Here is a 16,624-nt window from a genome sequence, read left to right as displayed (position 1 = left end):
CACGGCTGACCTCCCGCCGAAGACGGTACCTCAAGCTCACCTTGTAGATGGACCCGGCAATGCGCCGGGATTTCGATGGGCGGCATGGCATTTCGTCATGCTCGCGGTAGGAACGGTTTTCACCCGACGTGTGTTCCAGATATATTTCGTGAAATTTTGCCCTGAGATCGGGCGATCACTCGGACCGGGACCGCTCGCTGTTGGCCTCGTCGTGCTTGACGGCCCAATCCTTGCGCGGCTTCTCGCCGGGCGGCGTGCGGTGAACGGTCGCGTCGTCGGAATGCGTGATATCACGCGGCTTGGCGCTGGAGACGCCGCTGTTGCGGCGGCCCTCATCAGAACGTGCGAACTGTCCTTCGGCGTCCTTGCGGATCTTGTTCCTGCCATCGCTCGTCATGGCTATTCGCTCATGTGGTCCGGCAATACCGGCGGCCGGCGCTTGGCGGCCATCAGTAGGTCCAGCTCTATGGAAGAGGGTCCGAAGCGGGTAAAGAGGCTTTCTGCCTGTTCGTTTTTCAAGCCATATTTGGCGGCGAACTCGTGAAGGCTGTAAGGGCGGCCACGCAGGGTCCGGCTACGGCGTTCAGGTTGGTGAATTTCCGTCATTGCTAATCTCCCCAGGCTTTATGCCTAGGAAAAACCAGTCAGTCCGTTAAAAGTTCCGAAACCGGATTCGGTGCCGGTTTACAGAGAAAAGATCGCTTGCATCGCTTCCCGCAGCAAAAAAATGCTCTTGAGTGTGCATGAATTTCAATCGGTTAGATCCTCGCGCCGGCCGGACAGCCAGAAATGGCTTTATCACACGTGTGTTACTCTATAAAATGAATCGTGTATCCGGTCCGAAGGGAGGAGCCGAGCTGTTGTTTCCGCGTCGATCCGGGCCGGGTCTTGAGGAAGCTGGCTTAATCCATCAGAGGAGACAGACATGATGAATGCACTGCCGCCACTTCACAACGGACATGCCCCGTTTACCCTGCAACAGCTGTTCCGTGAGGCCCTCTATGCCTACGAGGAATGGGACAGCGAACTGACGGAGCCTATTGTCACCCATGAAGGCAGGGTCATTCCGATCAGCTTCGTTTTCGAAGCCATGCGGGAATGCACTGATATCGTCCCGGCCAATATCGTCGGCGCCGTTACCGAACGGCTGACCAAGCCGTGGGAAGGCGAGGGGCCGCTGGACCAGATGACTTTCTCTACGGCGGCGCGCGTGATGCGCGTTCTGGTGCGCAAGCGCCTTCTTGCCAATGGCACGCCTGATATCGTCGCGCTGTCGACGCGCGGATCCGAAGCGGAACCCCGCGATTAGGCATTCGGGATCGCGGCACTGGCCGCGATCCTGTTCCCCGCAGGGAACCCAGCTCATTTCCAGCCGTTGAAACAGGCAGAAAAGGAATGAGCACCATGTTGAGATCCATTCTTCACGAAATCATGGGAACAGGCGTTCACGAGGCCGGTCTGCCGCGGTCGCTGGAACAGTTCCTCGGCCAAAAGAACGTGCTGATCGTCTTCGCAGATGCAGAGGACGACAGGCCGATCATTCAGGACGAATTGCTGCGCAAATCACAGATGCGGCTCATCGAAGAAGATATCGAAGTTTTCACGATTGCCGGCGGCGGCGCATTTTCTCTGTTCGAAGACGGACATGATCTCGATGCCGACGATGTGCGCGATGAGCTTCAGGGGCCGCTCAGCGGTGAATTCGGGCTGGTGCTTGTCGGCACTGACGGCAAAGTGAAGCTGCGTTCCAGCGAGCCGATGAGCGTGGAGGATATCAGCCGCGCCGCCGATATCCCTTCGCCGAACCATTAGAGTTCGAATGCTTCCTTCAGGCCGAGGCTCTTGCGTTCGCGCAGGTCGAGGTCGGCCTCGATATGGGCGATGTGGTGGAGCATCAGATGGCAGGCTCGATCGAGTTCCCTGCTTTCGATCGCCTCGATAATGTCCCCATGTTCGGAATGGCCACAGCTCGAAACGGTCGATTGCCCGTAAAGCGCGATCACAAGCGATGAACGGGCGACAAGTTCTTCCATGAAGCGCTGCATGATCGCATTGCCCGATATGACTGCAAGCGTCAGGTGGAAATCGCCCGATGCCTTGATCTCGGCCCGCCTTGCCGTCTGGCCGCGCTCGCTCATCAGCCGGCCCTCTTCCAAAAGCAATTGCTTCAGGTGCTGGATATCCGATGGCGTGATGCGGGCGGCGGCTTCGCGAAGAATGCCGGGCTCGACCAGGCGGCGGGCGGCAAATATCTGCCGGGCTTCATCGGGAGAGGGATAGGCGACGAAGGCGCCACGGTTTTTCTCGACGCTGACGAGACCTTCGTAGGACAGTGCCTGCAAGGCGGCGCGTGCCAGCGTGCGGCTGACACTGAAGAGATTGCCGACATCGCTTTCCGACAGTTTCGTTCCGGGTGACAGGCGCCTCTCGACGATAGCTTCCCTGATTGCATCGCGAATCTGCGGGACGCCCGTTTCCTGGGGGTCGTCTTGGCTCATGGCGCTGGCGGCGGATTTCATGAAATCGGTTTCCTTGATGTCAGCAAATCATAGCTGCCTTCGTCTCAAAAGTTAAATGAATTTGTACGCACTGCATCGGCCAAATTGTATACGATTTTCTGCACGAATTGAGGACGAAAGCCCATTTTGTGTGCAGTGCGAAAAGTGCGAGAAATTTCGTCAGTCCAGATGAAGCTATTAAAAATTCTTGGTTTGCAAGGGTTTAAGATACGCCCACCAAACTGGCACGGCAGATGCATTGTCTTTCTCGAACAGGGGAAGACACGATGTCGAAAGCGGCAGAGATCGATATAGCATCCGTTTCCAAGGTCTATGGCGCGACCACGGCGGTCCATGCCATCAGCCTGAAAATCCCGGCTGGCTCCTATTGCTGCTTCCTGGGGCCGTCCGGCTGCGGCAAGACCTCGACGTTGCGCATGATCGCCGGTCACGAGACGATTTCATCGGGCGATATCCGCCTCGGCAACGTCGTCGTCACCGATTTCCCACCGGCCAAGCGGGGCACGGCGATGATGTTCCAGTCCTATGCACTGTTTCCGCATCTCGACCTCGTCGACAACGTCGCCTTCAGCCTGAAGATGAAGGGTGTCGACAAGGACGAGCGCCGCGCGAAGGCGCTGGACATGCTGAAGCTGATGCAGATGGAGGCCTATGCATCCCGCCGGCCGGCACAGCTTTCCGGCGGTCAGCAGCAGCGTGTCGCCCTGGCCCGCGCACTGATTACCGATCCGGAAGCACTGCTGCTCGACGAACCGCTTTCCGCACTCGACCCGTTCCTGAAGATCCGCATGCGGGCAGAGCTGAAGAAGCTGCAGAAGACGCTCGGCATTACCTTCGTGCATGTGACGCACAGCCAGGAAGAGGCGATGGCGCTCGCCGACATCATCGTGATCATGAATGACGGGAAGATCGAGCAGGCCGCGTCTCCGCGGCAGGTGTTCGAAAAACCGGCAACCGCCTTCGTCGCCCGCTTCATGGGCGATCACAATGTGCTTTCCGGCCGCGTCACTTCGAGCGAGAACGGCGTGATCATGATGACTGTGCCGGAAGGGCAGAGTTTTTCCGTACGCGGGACGGGCAGGGAGGTCGGCGAAGCCGTCGATATCGGCATCCGCACCGACCGCGTACGCCTTCAGGTGGCGACCGAGTGGACGCTCGGCTTCAACGGCATCGTCTCCAACATCGAATATCGCGGCTCCTCGGTGAAGATCACCGTTTTGGGGGCTGGCAGCGACGACTTCACCGTCATCGCAAGCGACAGCGATTACTTCGCAAAGCCGGTTTCGGTCGGCGATGCGGTGGCTCTGAGTTGGGCCCTGGAGGATGCCGTCCTCCTGGGCCGCGTGTCTGCATAACCTTCAATATCAAGAAAAGGGGAACTGCCATGACGACTGAAACGAAATCCACCAAGGCGGAAAAGGGAATTTCCCGCCGCTCGCTTCTGAAGACGGGTGCCGCCGCCGTCGGCGCCATCGCCGGCTCGGGCGCCATCACCGGCTTCCCGACGATCTGGGCGCAGTCCAACATCACGCTTCGCCAGTTCGGCACCGGCGTTTCGAACATCAATGCGATCGCCGAGAAGTGCAAAGCCGATCTGGGCATCACGCTCGAGATGACCGCGACCGATTCCGATGCCGCCGCCCAGCGCGCCGTCACCCAGCCCGACAGCTACGATATTGCCGATATCGAATACTGGATCTGCAAGAAGGTGTTCCCGACCGGCGTTCTTCAGCCGATGGACGTCAAGAAGCTCAAATATTTCGACAAGGTCGTGCCGATCTTCACGAGTGGCAAGCTGAAGGCGGACAGCACGATCGCGCAAGGGACGGCGCCGCACACGGTCGGCTTCGTCGAGGCGCAGGACTCCAAGAAGTTCGCCAAGGAGCAGACCCAGTGGTTCACGATGATGCCGACGATCTACAATGCCGATACGCTCGGCATTCGCCCTGACCTGACCGGCCGCGACATCACCTCCTGGGCCGATATTCTCGATCCGGCCTACAAGGGCAAGACGGCGATCATCAACGTGCCGTCGATCGGCATCATGGATGCGGCGATGATCGCCGAAGCCTCCGGCAAGATCAAATATGCCGACAAGGGCAACATGACCAAGGAAGAGATCGACAAGACGATCGAATTCCTGATCAAGACCAAGGGCGACGGCCAGTTCCGCGCCTTCTGGAAGAGCTTCGACGAGTCGGTCAACCTGATGGCCTCGGGCGAAGTCGTCATCCAGTCCATGTGGTCGCCGGCCGTTGCCGCCGTCCGCTCGAAGGGCATTGCCTGCCGCTTCCAGCCGCTCAAGGAAGGTTATCGCGCGTGGGGCGGTGGTCTCGGCCTTGCCGCGCATCTGAAGGGCGCGCAGCTCGATGCCGCCTATGAATATATCAACTGGTACACGTCCGGCTGGGTCGGCGCCTATCTCAACCGCCAGGGCTATTACTCGGCCTGCCTCGAAACCGCCAAGGGTTTCATGACCGCCGACGAGTGGGGCTACTGGATGGAAGGCAAGGCGGCTCAGGGCGATATCCTTTCGCCCGAAGGCAAGGTCATGGAGAAGGCCGGCTCGGTACGCGACGGTGGTTCCTTCGAAGACCGTATCGGCCATATCGCTTGCTGGAACTCCGTCATGGACGAAGATCGCTACATGGTCCGCCGCTGGAACGAGTTCATCGCGGCTTAAAGCCAAGTCGGCGTTTGCCGCTTTTCCCCTCCCCAACCCTCCCCACAAGGGGGAGGGAGCCCGGAGACGGCGCGGCAGAGAAACTCCCTCCCCCTTGTGGGGAGGGTTGGGGAGGGGTCTTTTTTATCCCTCCCTGTTCGGACAGGACAGATTTCCGAAGGGGGAAGAATGGCCACGATCGCTTCAGAGCAGACGATACCGGCAGCGGAGGCGCCCAAACGCTCCTTCCGGCTTGCGCCATCTGCGATCTCCTATCTGCAGGCCACGCCGCTGATCGCCATCCTCGGCTTCTTCTTCATCCTGCCGATCGCCATGATCGCGGTCGTCAGTTTCTGGGACTATGATTTCGCCGGCATCTATCCCGACTTCCTGACGATGAACTATACCGACACGCTCGGTTCATGGGTCACGTGGAAGACCTATCTCAATACCTTGAAATTCACTGTCATCGTCTGGGCGCTGACGCTCTTCATCGGCTTCTGGGTCGCCTATTTCCTGGCCTTTCACATCCGCAAGACCTCGACGCAGATGATCCTCTTCCTCGTCTGCACCGTGCCCTTCATGACGTCGAACATCATCCGCATGATCTCGTGGATCCCGGTGCTCGGGCGCAACGGGCTCGTCAATTCGGCGCTGGTGGAAATGGGCATCGTGCCGCAGCCGGTGGAATGGCTGCTCTATTCGGATTTCGCCGTGGTGCTCGCCATGGTGCATCTCTACACGCTCTTCATGGTCACACCGATCTTCAACACGCTGATGCGCATCGACCGTTCGCTGTTTGAAGCAGCGCGCGATGCCGGAGCGTCCGGGTGGCAGGTGCTGTGGAATGTGGTGATCCCGCTTGCCAAGCCCGGCATGGCGATCGGCACGATCTTCGTCGTCACGCTCGTGATGGCCGATTTCTCAACCGTGCAGGTCATGTCCGGCGGGCAGAGCGCCTCGGTGGCGCTGATGATGAAGAACCAGATGTCGCTGCTGCAATATCCGGCCGCTGCCGCCAATGCCGTCGTGCTGCTGGTGGTCGTGCTGATGATGGTCGCGGCGATCCTGCGTGTCGTCGATATCCGCAAGGAGCTTTAGGATGTACCGCGAAAAACGCTCCCTCGAATTCTATGTGCTCGCCATCTTCTTCGCCGTCTTCGTGCTCTTTCTTTACGGGCCACTGTCGGCCATCGTCATTCTCTCCTTCCAGGGGCCGGATGGCGGCCTGACCTTCCCGCTGAACGGGGTTTCGCTCCACTGGTTCTTCAATCTCTTCGAGAAGCAGGCGGTCGGCGATTTCGGCGCCTCCTTCCGGCGTTCCTTCGTTCTCGGCCTGATGGTGATGATCGTGACCGTCGTCGTGTCGCTGATGGCGGGCCTTGCCTTCCGCCGGCGCTTCCGCGGCTCGTCGGTCCTGTTTTACGCGACTGTTGCAAGTCTCGTCGTGCCGTCGATCATCATCTCGCTCGGCATTGGCGTCGTCTTTCAACAGGGCGGTTTGCGGCCGGCTTGGTATTCCTCGGCCTTCGGCGCGCATCTGACCTGGACGTTGCCTTTCGGCGTGCTGATCATGTTTGCCGTCTTCAACCGTTTTTCGCCGGCATACGAGGAGGCTGCACGCGATCTTGGCGCGACGTCGTGGCAGACATTCCGCCATGTCGTTCTGCCGATGATCGCCCCAAGTCTCATCGGCGTCGGCCTGTTCGGCTTCACGCTCTCCTATGACGAATTCGCCCGCACGCTGATGACGTCAGGCACCTACAATACGCTGCCGCTCGAAATCTACGGCATGACCACCAACGTCACGACGCCGGTGCTTTATGCGCTCGGCACAGTCACGACGCTCTTCTCCTTCACAATCATTCTCGTCGCGCTCGGCATCATGACGATGCTCGGCCGGCGACAGGCAAAGACACGCTGACATGCGCATATTGATCGTCAATCCCAATACGACCGCTTCCATGACCGAGAAAGCGGCAACCGCCGCCCGTGCGGTTGCCGCCGCCGGCACCGAGATCATCGCCGCCACCTCCCGTATGGGGCCTGCCTCCATCGAGGGGCACTATGACGGCGCGCTCGCCATTCCGGGGCTGCTGATGGAGATGAAGGAACGGCAGGGGGCCGGCTACGATGCAGCGATCGTCGCCTGTTTCGACGATACCGGGCTTGATGCGGCACGCACCTTCGCTGACGTGCCCGTCCTCGGGCTCTGCGAATCCGCTGTCGCCACTGCGGGCTTCCTCGCTCAGCGCTTTACGGTGGTGACGACGCTGGAGCGCTCCCGAGTGCTGATCGACAATCTCGTGCACCGGTATGGCATGGGCGATCGTGCGAAGGTGAGGGCATCGGATATTCCGGTGCTGGAACTGGAAGATGCTGCATCTGGCGCGATCGGCAGGCTGAAGGCGGAAATCGAACGGGCGCTTTCGGAAGATGGAGCGGAGGCGATCGTGCTCGGCTGCGCCGGCATGACGGATCTGGCGCGCGAACTGCAGGATGTCTACGGCGTGCCCGTCATCGATGGGGTCGCCGCGGCCGTGAAGCACGCGGAAGCGCTGGTTTCGCTCGGTCTTTCGACCAGCAAACGCGGCTCTTATGCCTCGCCGCTGCCGAAACATTTCACGGGCGCGATGAGCGGTTTTGCGCCGATCCAGGCGGCCGGCTGAACATAAGGCGAAAACTCTTGATGGTGCATAGCGCCAAGTTTTGACTTTACTTTTTCCCCTCGCGTGAGAATTGTCGCAGCCGATTATCACGTTAGAGGAGAGCCGTGCCATGTCGATCGACGAGGATCTGATCCGTATTGCGGAACAGGAAAAGGCGTTGAGCTTCGATGCCTTCGATCTGACGACCGCATGGCAGCTCGGCAAGCTCTTGCAGGAGCTTGCAACCGAACGCGGGCTCGGCATCGCGATCGATATCACGCTGCATTCCATGCCGGTCTTCTACGCGGCCTTGCCGGGCGTGACGCCTGATAACGTCAATTGGGTGCGCCGCAAGCGCAACATGGTGTTCCGCTATTTCCGCAGCAGCTACGCTTCCGGCCTCAAGCTGCAGAAGGAAGGCAAGACGGTCGAGGACAACGGTCTTTCCGGCACCGACTACGCGCCGCATGGCGGCAGTTTCCCGATCAACGTCAGAGGCACTGGCTGCATCGGCGCCGTCACCGTCTCGGGCCTGCCGCAGCGGGACGATCACAACCTCGCAGTCGAAGCCTTGGCGCTGATTCTGGCGAAGGATCTCGACACGCTGCGGCTGGCGTAAATGCTGCCGCATTTCTGACAAATAAAAGCCACGAAAAGCACAAGATCGCGATCCGTTCCCGGTGACTGACGTATTTCGTGACGATAAGGTGCGCCCGGTTTTGTAAGTTATTGCCGGGACGCCATGTTACGTTTGCTCTTTGCCTTTCTTGCCATTGGTTTCAGCCTTTTCCTCGCCTCCTGCAATACACTCTCGAAGGAAGAATGCGTCGCCGCCGACTGGCGGGTAATCGGTGAATCCGATGGCGCTGCCGGATACGAGCCGCAGGAGCGTTTTGCCGCGCATGCCAAGTCCTGCGAGCGGGTGAAGATCGTACCCGACCAGACCATCTGGTATCAGGGCTATCAGGCAGGTCTCGTGCGCTATTGCACGCCGATGAGCGGGCTGATGCACGGGCAGGCGGGTCACGGCTATTCCAATGTCTGCCCGCCGGAGACAGCGCCCGGTTTTCTGCGTGGCTACACGCTCGGCAACCGCCAGAGTTCACAGCAGTCGCGGCTGAGTTCGCTTCAGAGCGACTACGGATCGAAGGAAGCCGAGATCGACGACCTGTCGCGCAAGCTCAAGGATGCGCCGGATGCAGACCGGCGCGATATCCGCCGTCGGATGGACGATCTCGAAGACGATATGCGCCGCATCCGCAGAGAGCAGCGTGATGTTCAGGACGAACTCGACGATACCAGCGCGGAAGTGCAGTGGTTCCAGCAGAATCCGAACGCAGCGCCGCCTGCCATGCCTGACTACTGAGGCTTTCGCCTCAGAGCTTGCCGCCGCCTTCGCCAATGCCCTTGGTCAGGCTCCCCGTTGCCGGGAAGAGCGGGATGAGGCAGGCCTGCAGGGCGTGGTAGATGTCGCCCTTGCCGGGGAAGAGCGAGTGTGAGGGAACGAGGTCTTCCGTCAGTTCCTCGTGCCAGCCGCCATTCTCATGGTCGATGAAGCTGCGCTCGATCACATTCCAGATCTTGCGGTAGCATTCTTCGTGATAATCGCTCGGCAGGTGCTCGTTGAGGAAGTGCGCGGCGGCAGCACCCTCGCAGGCCGGCCACCAGAGCTTGTTGCGCTTGGCCGGCTTGTCGGCCCAGTCGAGCGTATAGAAGAAGCCGCCCTTGTCGTTGTCCCAGCCAAGCACCATGGATTGCTCGAAGAGGGCTTTGGCAGCATCCGGCATCCAGTCGATCTTCTTGCCGCCGAGCGCCCAGAGCTGCAGGATGAGGCGGGTCCATTCCAGCCAGTGGCCGGGCGTCGTGCCGGCCGGGCGGAACATTTCGTTCGGATGATAGTAATCCTTATCGAGGTTCCATTCGGTATCGAAATGCTCGGCAACACGCCAGTCGACGGAACCGGCCGAACGGCGGATGACGAGATCGGCGATGCTTTCGGCCTTGGTGAGGTAATCGCGGTCGCCTGTCGCCTCGAAGGCGGCCATTAGCGCTTCGGTCAGATGCATGTTGGAATTCTGACCGCGATAGGTGCCGCCATCGAGAGGCTGCCAGTCGGCGGTGAACTCTTCGGCGATAGCGCCGTGCCTGGTTTCCCAGAACTTCGTGTTCAGGACCTCGGTAATATCGGTGAGCATGCCATCGGCGAGCGGATGGCCGATCGTCTTTGCCGAAGAGGCGGCGAGAAGGACGAAAGCGTGGCCGTAGCCCTGCTTGTTGGAATCGACGGGACCGTTGTTGTCCAGCGACCAGAAGTAACCGCCGTTCTTGCGGTCACGATGCTGGTTCCAGATGTAGTTCATGCCGTGATCGACGACATCTGCGGCACCGGGGCGGCCGAGAAGCGTGCCGATCGAGAAGCAGTGCACGGCGCGCGAGGCAATATGGAGTGGCCGTACCTGGCCTTCGGCATTGAGCGGCTTGCCGGCGTCGTCGAGGTCGTAGAAGCCGCCTTTGGGATTGATGGAATTGTGCTGGAAGAAATCGAAGAGACCGTTGGCCTGCGAAAGCAGCCAGCCTCGGTGGTAGGCGCGGGTAGACCAGTTGCCGAGTGCAGGTGCCATGATACTCCTCCGAATTCGTGCACAATGCCTTTAGGAAAACGCCTATATAGAGGTCGTGCGAGTCTGTCATCCGCCAAGGCTCGTAATGTCCCTAAAGCAATAGGCATATGTTGACATAAAGATATCTTTATGTGATTTGTCGTTTTCGATCTTGTAATATCAAGGAGCCTTCCCGTGTTCGATAATCTCTTTGGCCCCGAAGGGGGCAAGCGTGATGGCAGTGAAGTATTCGCGGCGCTGAAGAAGGCCGCCAGCGAACGCATTCTCGTCCTTGACGGTGCCATGGGCACGCAGATCCAGGGCTTGGGCTTCGATGAAGACCATTTCCGCGGTTCGCGTTTCATCGGCTGTGCCTGCCATCAGAAGGGCAATAACGACCTGCTGATCCTGTCGCAGCCGGACGCCATTGAAGAAATCCATTACAAATACGCCAAGGCCGGCGCCGATATCCTTGAGACCAACACCTTCTCCTCGACCCGCATCGCGCAGGCCGATTATGCGATGGAAGGCGAGGTCTATGCGCTGAACAAGGAAGGTGCCGAGATCGTGCGCCGCGCCGCGCAGCGTGCAGAGCGCGAGGATGGCAGGCGCCGTTTTGTCGCCGGCGCTGTCGGCCCGACGAACCGCACGGCGTCCATCTCGCCTGACGTCAACAATCCTGGTTTCCGCGCCGTCACCTTTGACGATCTGCGTGATGCCTATGCCGAGCAGATCGATGGCCTGATCGACGGCGGCGCCGATATCATCCTGATCGAGACGATCTTCGACACGCTGAACGCCAAGGCTGCGATCTTTGCCTGCGAAGAGCGTTTCGAGGCCAAGGGCATTCGCCTGCCGGTTATGATCTCCGGTACGATCACCGACCTTTCGGGGCGTACGCTTTCGGGCCAGACGCCGACTGCCTTCTGGAATTCGGTGCGCCACGCCAATCCCTTTACGATCGGTCTCAACTGCGCGCTCGGTGCCAATGCGATGCGCCCGCATCTGCAGGAGCTTTCTGGCGTTGCTGACACGTTCGTCTGCGCCTATCCGAATGCCGGCCTGCCGAACGAATTCGGCCAGTATGACGAGACGCCGGAACTGATGGCGGCGCAGATCGACAGCTTCGCCCGCGAAGGCCTCGTCAATATCGTCGGCGGCTGCTGCGGCTCGACGCCCGAACATATCCGCGTCATCGCCGAGACGGTGGCGAAGTACAAGCCGCGGCCGATCCCCGAGCATCGCCCCTTCATGTCGTTGTCGGGCCTCGAGCCCTTCGAGCTGACCAAGGACATTCCTTTCGTCAATGTCGGCGAGCGCACCAACGTCACCGGCTCGGCCAAGTTCCGCAAGCTGATCACCAATGCCGATTTCACGGCAGCGCTCGATGTCGCCCGCGACCAGGTCGAAAACGGCGCGCAGGTGATCGACATCAACATGGATGAAGGCCTGATCGATTCCGAAAAGGCGATGGTCGAGTTCCTGAACCTGATCGCGGCCGAGCCGGATATCGCTCGCGTGCCGGTGATGATCGACTCGTCGAAGTTCTCGATCATCGAATCCGGCCTGAAGCGCGTCCAGGGCAAGGCGATCGTCAACTCGATCTCGCTGAAGGAAGGGGAGGAGAATTTCCTCGCCCAGGCACGTCTGCTGCACAATTACGGTGCGGCCGTCGTCGTCATGGCCTTCGACGAGACGGGGCAGGCCGACAGCTACCAGCGCAAGGTCGATATCTGCACGCGCGCCTACAAGCTGCTCACCGAGAAAGTCGGTTTCCCGCCCGAGGACATCATCTTCGACCCGAACATCTTCGCTGTCGCGACTGGTATCGAAGAACACAATAATTACGGCGTCGACTTCATCGAGGCGACGCGTACGATCCGCAAGACCATGCCGCTCGTCCATATCTCAGGTGGTGTGTCGAACCTGTCCTTCTCCTTCCGCGGCAACGAGCCGGTGCGCGAAGCGATGCATGCCGTGTTCCTCTACCACGCCATCCAGGCAGGCATGGACATGGGCATCGTCAATGCCGGCCAGCTTGCCGTTTATGACCAGATCGATCCGGAACTGCGCGAGGCCTGCGAAGACGTGGTGCTGAACCGCCGTCCCGACGGAACCGAGCGGCTGCTGGAAGTGGCCGAGCGATTCCGCGGTGCCGCCGGCAAGGAAGGCAAGGTGCAGGATCTCTCCTGGCGCGAGTGGAGCGTTGCGAAGCGCCTCGAACATGCGCTGGTCAACGGCATCACCGAATATATCGAGGCCGATACCGAGGAAGCCCGCCAGCAGGCGGCGCGTCCGCTGCACGTCATCGAAGGGCCGCTGATGGCTGGCATGAACGTCGTCGGCGATCTCTTCGGCTCGGGCAAGATGTTCCTGCCGCAGGTGGTCAAGTCCGCCCGCGTCATGAAGCAGGCCGTTGCCGTTCTCCTTCCCTATATGGAAGAGGAGAAGCGGTTGAATGGCGGCGAGGAGCGCAAGTCCGCCGGCAAGATCCTGATGGCGACCGTCAAGGGCGACGTGCACGATATCGGCAAGAACATCGTCGGCGTCGTGCTCGCCTGCAACAATTACGAGATCATCGACCTCGGCGTGATGGTGCCGGCAACGAAGATCCTGGAGACGGCTGTTGCAGAGAAGGTCGATGTCATCGGTCTTTCCGGCCTTATCACGCCGTCGCTTGACGAGATGGTGCATGTGGCTGCTGAAATGGAGCGGGAGGGCTTCGATATCCCGCTGCTGATCGGCGGGGCCACGACCAGTCGTGTGCATACCGCCGTCAAGATCCATCCGGGCTACAACAAAGGCCAGTCCATTTACGTGACGGATGCCAGCCGTGCTGTCGGCGTCGTGTCCTCTCTGCTCTCGCCGGACGCCCGTCAGGGCTATATCGACGATATCAGGGCCGAATATGCCAAGGTCGCCGCGGCCCATGCGCGCAGCGAAGCCGAGAAGGTGCGTCTGCCGCTCACTCGTGCCCGCGAGAACGCACAGAAGGTCGACTGGGCGGCCTACAAGCCGACCAAGCCGAGCTTCCTCGGAACCAAGGTATTCGAAGATTACGATCTGGCCGACCTTGCCAAGTACATTGACTGGACGCCGTTCTTCCAGACCTGGGAGTTGCGCGGCCGCTACCCGGCGATCCTCGAAGACGAGAAGCAGGGCGAAGCAGCCCGCGCACTCTGGGCCGACGCCCAGGCGATGCTGAAGAAGATCATCGACGAGAAGTGGTTCCGCCCGCGCGCCGTCATCGGCTTCTGGCCGGCGGGTACCGTTGGCGACGATATCCGCCTATTCAAGGACGATGCGCGCAAGGAGGAGTTGGCGACGTTCTACACGCTGCGTCAGCAGCTTTCGAAACGCGATGGCCGTCCGAACGTGGCGTTGTCGGACTTCGTCGCGCCCGTGGATAGTGGCGTGCAGGACTATGTCGGCGGCTTCGTAGTAACGGCGGGCTTCGAGGAGATCGCCATTGCCGAACGTTTCGAGCGTTCGAACGACGACTATTCCTCGATCCTCGTGAAGGCGCTCGCCGACCGCTTCGCCGAAGCTTTCGCCGAGTGCATGCATGAGCGCGTGCGCCGCGAATATTGGGGTTACGCCAAGGACGAGCATCTCTCCAACGAGGATCTCATTACCGAGGCCTATGCCGGTATCCGTCCGGCACCCGGTTATCCGGCCCAGCCTGATCACACCGAGAAGAAGACCTTGTTCGGTCTTCTCGATGCGGAGAGCACTGCCGGCGTGAAGCTGACCGAGAGCTATGCGATGTGGCCGGGCTCGTCAGTATCCGGCATCTATATCGGCCACCCGGACTCCTACTATTTCGGTGTCGCCAAGGTGGAGCGCGATCAGGTCGAAGACTATGCCAAGCGCAAGGGCATGGATGTCACCGAGGTCGAGCGCTGGCTCGGACCGGTGCTCAACTACGTGCCGCGCAAGACTGCTGAAGAGATCGAAGACGCTGCCTGATTGCGGAGTCTTTTCCGTCGCTTGAGGCGGCGTGCTCAGTCGTTGATTCAATGAACGATGAAGCCGGGAAGTGATTCACTTTCCGGCTTCATCTTTTTGAATTGGAAGAAAAATCAGGTCGCGCCGATCGTCAGCTCGGCGACGAAGTCATAGGCGTCGCCGCGATAGAGCGAGCGAGTGAATTCCACCGCGCGGCCAGAGCCGAGATAGGAAATACGCTCGATGGAAAGTCCGGCCTGGCCGACGGGTACGCCGAGCAGTTGAGCGTCGGCTTCCTTCATGTTGGTCGCAGATATGCGCTGGACGGCGCGGACGGGGCGCACGCCGAGCCGTTCCAGCTCGGCATAGAGCGAATTGGTGACAGCAGAGGGATCGGGCAGGAATTCGCCCGATACGCTTGCATGTTCGATCGCCAGAGGCTGGTCGTCGGCGATGCGCAGGCGCGACAGGCGTGAAACCTTGATGTCCGTGCCGAGGCCGAGGATCATCATCTCGTCGGGTGAGGGTGTGTGCACGCCCTTGTGCAGCCATTCGGAGCGGGCGGTCATGCCGCGCCGGGCCATGTCTTCCGTAAAGGAGGTGAGCTGGGACAGGCGCTGTTCGACCCTGGACACCGGCTTGGCGACGAAGGTGCCCGAACCGTGACGGCGCACGAGCAGGCCGTCGGCTACGAGTTCGTCGATCGCCTTGCGCACGGTCACGCGGCTGACGGCCGCAAATTCGGCAATGTCGCGTTCCGGGGGCAGGGCATCGCCATGGGCAAGCGTGCCGGTGCGGACGGCCTCTTCCAGAGTACGGCGGAGCTTTACATAGAGGGGGCCAGTGCCGCCGGCCTGCAGCCGCTCGGGAGACAGAATAGAGGCGAGATCATCGGTCATGCCACACCTCCCTGCCGGTCGTTCATCAGTTTGACGGCGAGATCGACCGCACCCTGCAGCGCATCGGCTTTCGGCTCTGCCAGCAACGTCTTGTGCCGATCCGCAAGCCAGGGATGGTAGGGTCTGGCAAGGCCGCCGAGCAGGCAGATCGTCGGGCATTCGGACCATGAGAGCGCGTCGAGGCTCGCATCGATCGCATCTGCCGCCTCCCTGACGATTTCAATTGCGATCGCATCACCGGCCTCTGCAGCCTCGAATATTGTCGGTGCATATCGTGCGAAATCCCGGGGGCGGGCGGTATGGGCGAATTCGACGACCCGCTCGGGATCATTGCCATATTCGGCCATGATCTTTTCCGTCAGAGGTGAGGTGGGGCGAACCTTGTCATAGGCAAGCAGGGTCCTTTCCAGAAGGTCGCGGCCGAGGCGTGCGCCGCTTGCCTGATCGCCAACAATGGAACCCCAGCCGCCGATGCCGTGCAGCTTGCCCTCTCGGCGCGCATTGTAGACTGAGCCGGTTCCGACGGCGCCGACTATGCCGTCGGCATCGCCGAGTGCCCCTTGCAACGATATCAGCGCATCGGTGACAACCCGGCCGTCATCAAAGGGCAAGGCCTTTTCGATGCGCTTGCCATAATCGCCGACATTGGCGCCGGCAACACCTACGACCGCGGAGATTGTGGAAGCGGTTTCATCCCCAAATCCGGCGTCACGCAGCGCCTGGCGCGCGGATTCGACGATATTGACGAGAGAGTTTTCCAGATGGGAAAGGATGTTGGCAGGGCCAGCCTTGCCGAGGCCTATGACATTGCCCATTCTGTCCGCAACTGCTGCCCGGCAGCTTGTTCCGCCACCATCTATGCCGATTGCAAGTTCCGTCATCGGACCTCCGGTTAAGCCGTTCCCTTATGTTTTCTTATTACAATACCAAAAAAATACCATTTACCAAGCGGAAATGACTGTGAATTTTCCCGTTTTTATCTTGTTGATTTAAAACGATAAAAATTTTTAATGAATTTTCTCGGGTTCAGAAGTTAATTTTGGCTGGACAATTGGTATTTTTTTGGCCTTAATTCCGGAAAAGGGAACAGCGTATCGAGGCATGTGAAAACCGGCAAAGAAAAACAGGGCCGGCCAGGTTTCGAGAAAGGTGCAGACGGTGATCGCAGGAGCCGGAATGGCTCGCGGAGGCGTGCGGTATCTTTCCAAGTTTCCCCTTATTTCAAGCGCCCGGTTCAGTGTATCGGGAGGGCGCACCGTTCGGCCGGAGGCTAGCGTCCTTCGTGTCGGCAGAGCTTCAGGGCCGCCAGTTTTGGCGGCTCTAAAAGGGGCGTTGGGTGTTTCCTCAG

At 60.1% G+C, this 16,624-nt stretch carries 16 protein-coding genes; 10 read left to right on the top strand and 6 right to left on the bottom strand.

Going from position 1 to position 16,624, the window contains the following annotated elements; genetic code table 11:
* Positions 1-175 precede the first annotated feature (175 nt).
* Both FHX06_RS03125 and FHX06_RS03120 read right to left on the bottom strand, forming a co-directional pair.
* A complete protein-coding gene (locus FHX06_RS03125; RefSeq protein ID WP_183878053.1) occupies positions 176-397 on the bottom strand; it encodes a hypothetical protein in 222 nt (73 codons plus the stop codon).
* 2 nt (positions 398-399) lie between these two features.
* Entirely contained in the window at positions 400-606 is a 207-nt protein-coding gene (locus tag FHX06_RS03120) for a hypothetical protein (RefSeq protein WP_113145989.1), read from the bottom strand.
* 319 nt (positions 607-925) lie between these two features.
* Here FHX06_RS03120 and FHX06_RS03115 point away from each other — a divergent pair, with 319 nt between their 5' ends.
* Both FHX06_RS03115 and FHX06_RS03110 read left to right on the top strand, forming a co-directional pair.
* Positions 926-1,309 carry a hypothetical protein gene (locus FHX06_RS03115; protein WP_112541197.1) on the top strand — a complete coding sequence of 128 codons (384 nt, stop codon included), beginning with the start codon at positions 926-928 and terminating at the stop codon, positions 1,307-1,309.
* 95 nt (positions 1,310-1,404) lie between these two features.
* A complete protein-coding gene (locus tag FHX06_RS03110; protein WP_112541315.1) occupies positions 1,405-1,812 on the top strand; it encodes a DUF4174 domain-containing protein in 408 nt (135 codons plus the stop codon).
* On the opposite strand, the gene FHX06_RS03105 is transcribed toward FHX06_RS03110, so the two are convergent.
* Complete coding sequence (locus FHX06_RS03105; RefSeq protein WP_183878051.1) at positions 1,809-2,519, bottom strand: GntR family transcriptional regulator; 711 nt, start codon at positions 2,517-2,519, stop codon at positions 1,809-1,811. The genes FHX06_RS03110 and FHX06_RS03105 overlap by 4 nt on opposite strands.
* 266 nt (positions 2,520-2,785) lie before the next feature.
* Here FHX06_RS03105 and FHX06_RS03100 point away from each other — a divergent pair, with 266 nt between their 5' ends.
* The 7 genes from FHX06_RS03100 to FHX06_RS03070 all read left to right on the top strand — a co-directional run bounded on the left by FHX06_RS03100 (position 2,786) and on the right by FHX06_RS03070 (position 9,195).
* Positions 2,786-3,874: an ABC transporter ATP-binding protein gene (locus tag FHX06_RS03100; protein ID WP_183878049.1), complete on the top strand. Its 1,089-nt coding sequence runs from the start codon at positions 2,786-2,788 to the stop codon at positions 3,872-3,874.
* 29 nt (positions 3,875-3,903) lie between these two features.
* Positions 3,904-5,202 carry a PotD/PotF family extracellular solute-binding protein gene (locus tag FHX06_RS03095; RefSeq protein ID WP_113115217.1) on the top strand — a complete coding sequence of 433 codons (1,299 nt, stop codon included), beginning with the start codon at positions 3,904-3,906 and terminating at the stop codon, positions 5,200-5,202.
* 168 nt (positions 5,203-5,370) lie between these two features.
* Entirely contained in the window at positions 5,371-6,282 is a 912-nt protein-coding gene (locus FHX06_RS03090; RefSeq protein WP_183878048.1) for an ABC transporter permease, read from the top strand.
* Between the two features lies 1 nt (position 6,283).
* Positions 6,284-7,105 carry an ABC transporter permease gene (locus FHX06_RS03085; RefSeq protein WP_113205691.1) on the top strand — a complete coding sequence of 274 codons (822 nt, stop codon included), beginning with the start codon at positions 6,284-6,286 and terminating at the stop codon, positions 7,103-7,105.
* Position 7,106: 1 nt separating this feature from the next.
* Complete coding sequence (locus FHX06_RS03080; protein WP_183878046.1) at positions 7,107-7,850, top strand: aspartate/glutamate racemase family protein; 744 nt, start codon at positions 7,107-7,109, stop codon at positions 7,848-7,850.
* A 109-nt stretch (positions 7,851-7,959) separates the two neighbouring features.
* The gene (locus FHX06_RS03075; RefSeq protein WP_112541204.1) at positions 7,960-8,448 is read left to right on the top strand and encodes a heme-degrading domain-containing protein; all 489 of its coding nucleotides are present in this window, start codon (positions 7,960-7,962) and stop codon (positions 8,446-8,448) included.
* A 123-nt stretch (positions 8,449-8,571) separates the two neighbouring features.
* Positions 8,572-9,195 (top strand): DUF2799 domain-containing protein, encoded by a 624-nt coding sequence (locus FHX06_RS03070; RefSeq protein WP_183878044.1) that lies wholly within the window; start codon positions 8,572-8,574, stop codon positions 9,193-9,195.
* A 10-nt stretch (positions 9,196-9,205) separates the two neighbouring features.
* Here FHX06_RS03070 and FHX06_RS03065 read toward each other — a convergent pair whose 3' ends face one another.
* The gene (locus FHX06_RS03065) at positions 9,206-10,450 is read right to left on the bottom strand and encodes an AGE family epimerase/isomerase (protein ID WP_112969216.1); all 1,245 of its coding nucleotides are present in this window, start codon (positions 10,448-10,450) and stop codon (positions 9,206-9,208) included.
* A 174-nt stretch (positions 10,451-10,624) separates the two neighbouring features.
* Between FHX06_RS03065 and metH the strand changes: the two genes are divergently transcribed.
* Complete coding sequence (metH, locus tag FHX06_RS03060) at positions 10,625-14,398, top strand: methionine synthase (RefSeq protein WP_183878041.1); 3,774 nt, start codon at positions 10,625-10,627, stop codon at positions 14,396-14,398.
* Positions 14,399-14,511: 113 nt separating this feature from the next.
* Here metH and FHX06_RS03055 read toward each other — a convergent pair whose 3' ends face one another.
* Together FHX06_RS03055 and FHX06_RS03050 are read right to left on the bottom strand one after the other, a co-directional pair.
* A complete protein-coding gene (locus FHX06_RS03055; RefSeq protein WP_112969218.1) occupies positions 14,512-15,276 on the bottom strand; it encodes a GntR family transcriptional regulator in 765 nt (254 codons plus the stop codon).
* Positions 15,273-16,157 carry an N-acetylglucosamine kinase gene (locus FHX06_RS03050; RefSeq protein ID WP_183878039.1) on the bottom strand — a complete coding sequence of 295 codons (885 nt, stop codon included), beginning with the start codon at positions 16,155-16,157 and terminating at the stop codon, positions 15,273-15,275. The genes FHX06_RS03055 and FHX06_RS03050 overlap by 4 nt, the downstream gene beginning before the upstream one ends.
* Positions 16,158-16,624 lie beyond the last annotated feature (467 nt).

Origin of the sequence: Rhizobium sp. BK512, assembly GCF_014194915.1 — a bacterium.
Lineage (GTDB): Bacteria > Pseudomonadota > Alphaproteobacteria > Rhizobiales > Rhizobiaceae > Rhizobium.
This window is presented reverse-complemented; position numbering and strand designations above follow the sequence as displayed.

Excerpts from the sequence above, each read along its gene's own strand:
- FHX06_RS03085 (WP_113205691.1), top strand. The coding sequence starts at position 6,284 with ATGTACCGCGAAAAACGCTCCCTCGAATTCTATGTGCTCGCCATCTTC.
- FHX06_RS03075 (WP_112541204.1), top strand. The coding sequence starts at position 7,960 with ATGTCGATCGACGAGGATCTGATCCGTATTGCGGAACAGGAAAAGGCG.
- FHX06_RS03100 (WP_183878049.1), top strand. The coding sequence starts at position 2,786 with ATGTCGAAAGCGGCAGAGATCGATATAGCATCCGTTTCCAAGGTCTAT.
- FHX06_RS03090 (WP_183878048.1), top strand. The coding sequence starts at position 5,371 with ATGGCCACGATCGCTTCAGAGCAGACGATACCGGCAGCGGAGGCGCCC.
- FHX06_RS03115 (WP_112541197.1), top strand. The coding sequence starts at position 926 with ATGATGAATGCACTGCCGCCACTTCACAACGGACATGCCCCGTTTACC.
- FHX06_RS03070 (WP_183878044.1), top strand. The coding sequence starts at position 8,572 with ATGTTACGTTTGCTCTTTGCCTTTCTTGCCATTGGTTTCAGCCTTTTC.
- FHX06_RS03095 (WP_113115217.1), top strand. The coding sequence starts at position 3,904 with ATGACGACTGAAACGAAATCCACCAAGGCGGAAAAGGGAATTTCCCGC.
- FHX06_RS03055 (WP_112969218.1), bottom strand. The coding sequence starts at position 15,276 with ATGACCGATGATCTCGCCTCTATTCTGTCTCCCGAGCGGCTGCAGGCC.
- FHX06_RS03105 (WP_183878051.1), bottom strand. The coding sequence starts at position 2,519 with ATGAAATCCGCCGCCAGCGCCATGAGCCAAGACGACCCCCAGGAAACG.
- FHX06_RS03050 (WP_183878039.1), bottom strand. The coding sequence starts at position 16,157 with ATGACGGAACTTGCAATCGGCATAGATGGTGGCGGAACAAGCTGCCGG.
- FHX06_RS03110 (WP_112541315.1), top strand. The coding sequence starts at position 1,405 with ATGTTGAGATCCATTCTTCACGAAATCATGGGAACAGGCGTTCACGAG.
- FHX06_RS03080 (WP_183878046.1), top strand. The coding sequence starts at position 7,107 with ATGCGCATATTGATCGTCAATCCCAATACGACCGCTTCCATGACCGAG.
- FHX06_RS03125 (WP_183878053.1), bottom strand. The coding sequence starts at position 397 with ATGACGAGCGATGGCAGGAACAAGATCCGCAAGGACGCCGAAGGACAG.
- FHX06_RS03120 (WP_113145989.1), bottom strand. The coding sequence starts at position 606 with ATGACGGAAATTCACCAACCTGAACGCCGTAGCCGGACCCTGCGTGGC.
- FHX06_RS03065 (WP_112969216.1), bottom strand. The coding sequence starts at position 10,450 with ATGGCACCTGCACTCGGCAACTGGTCTACCCGCGCCTACCACCGAGGC.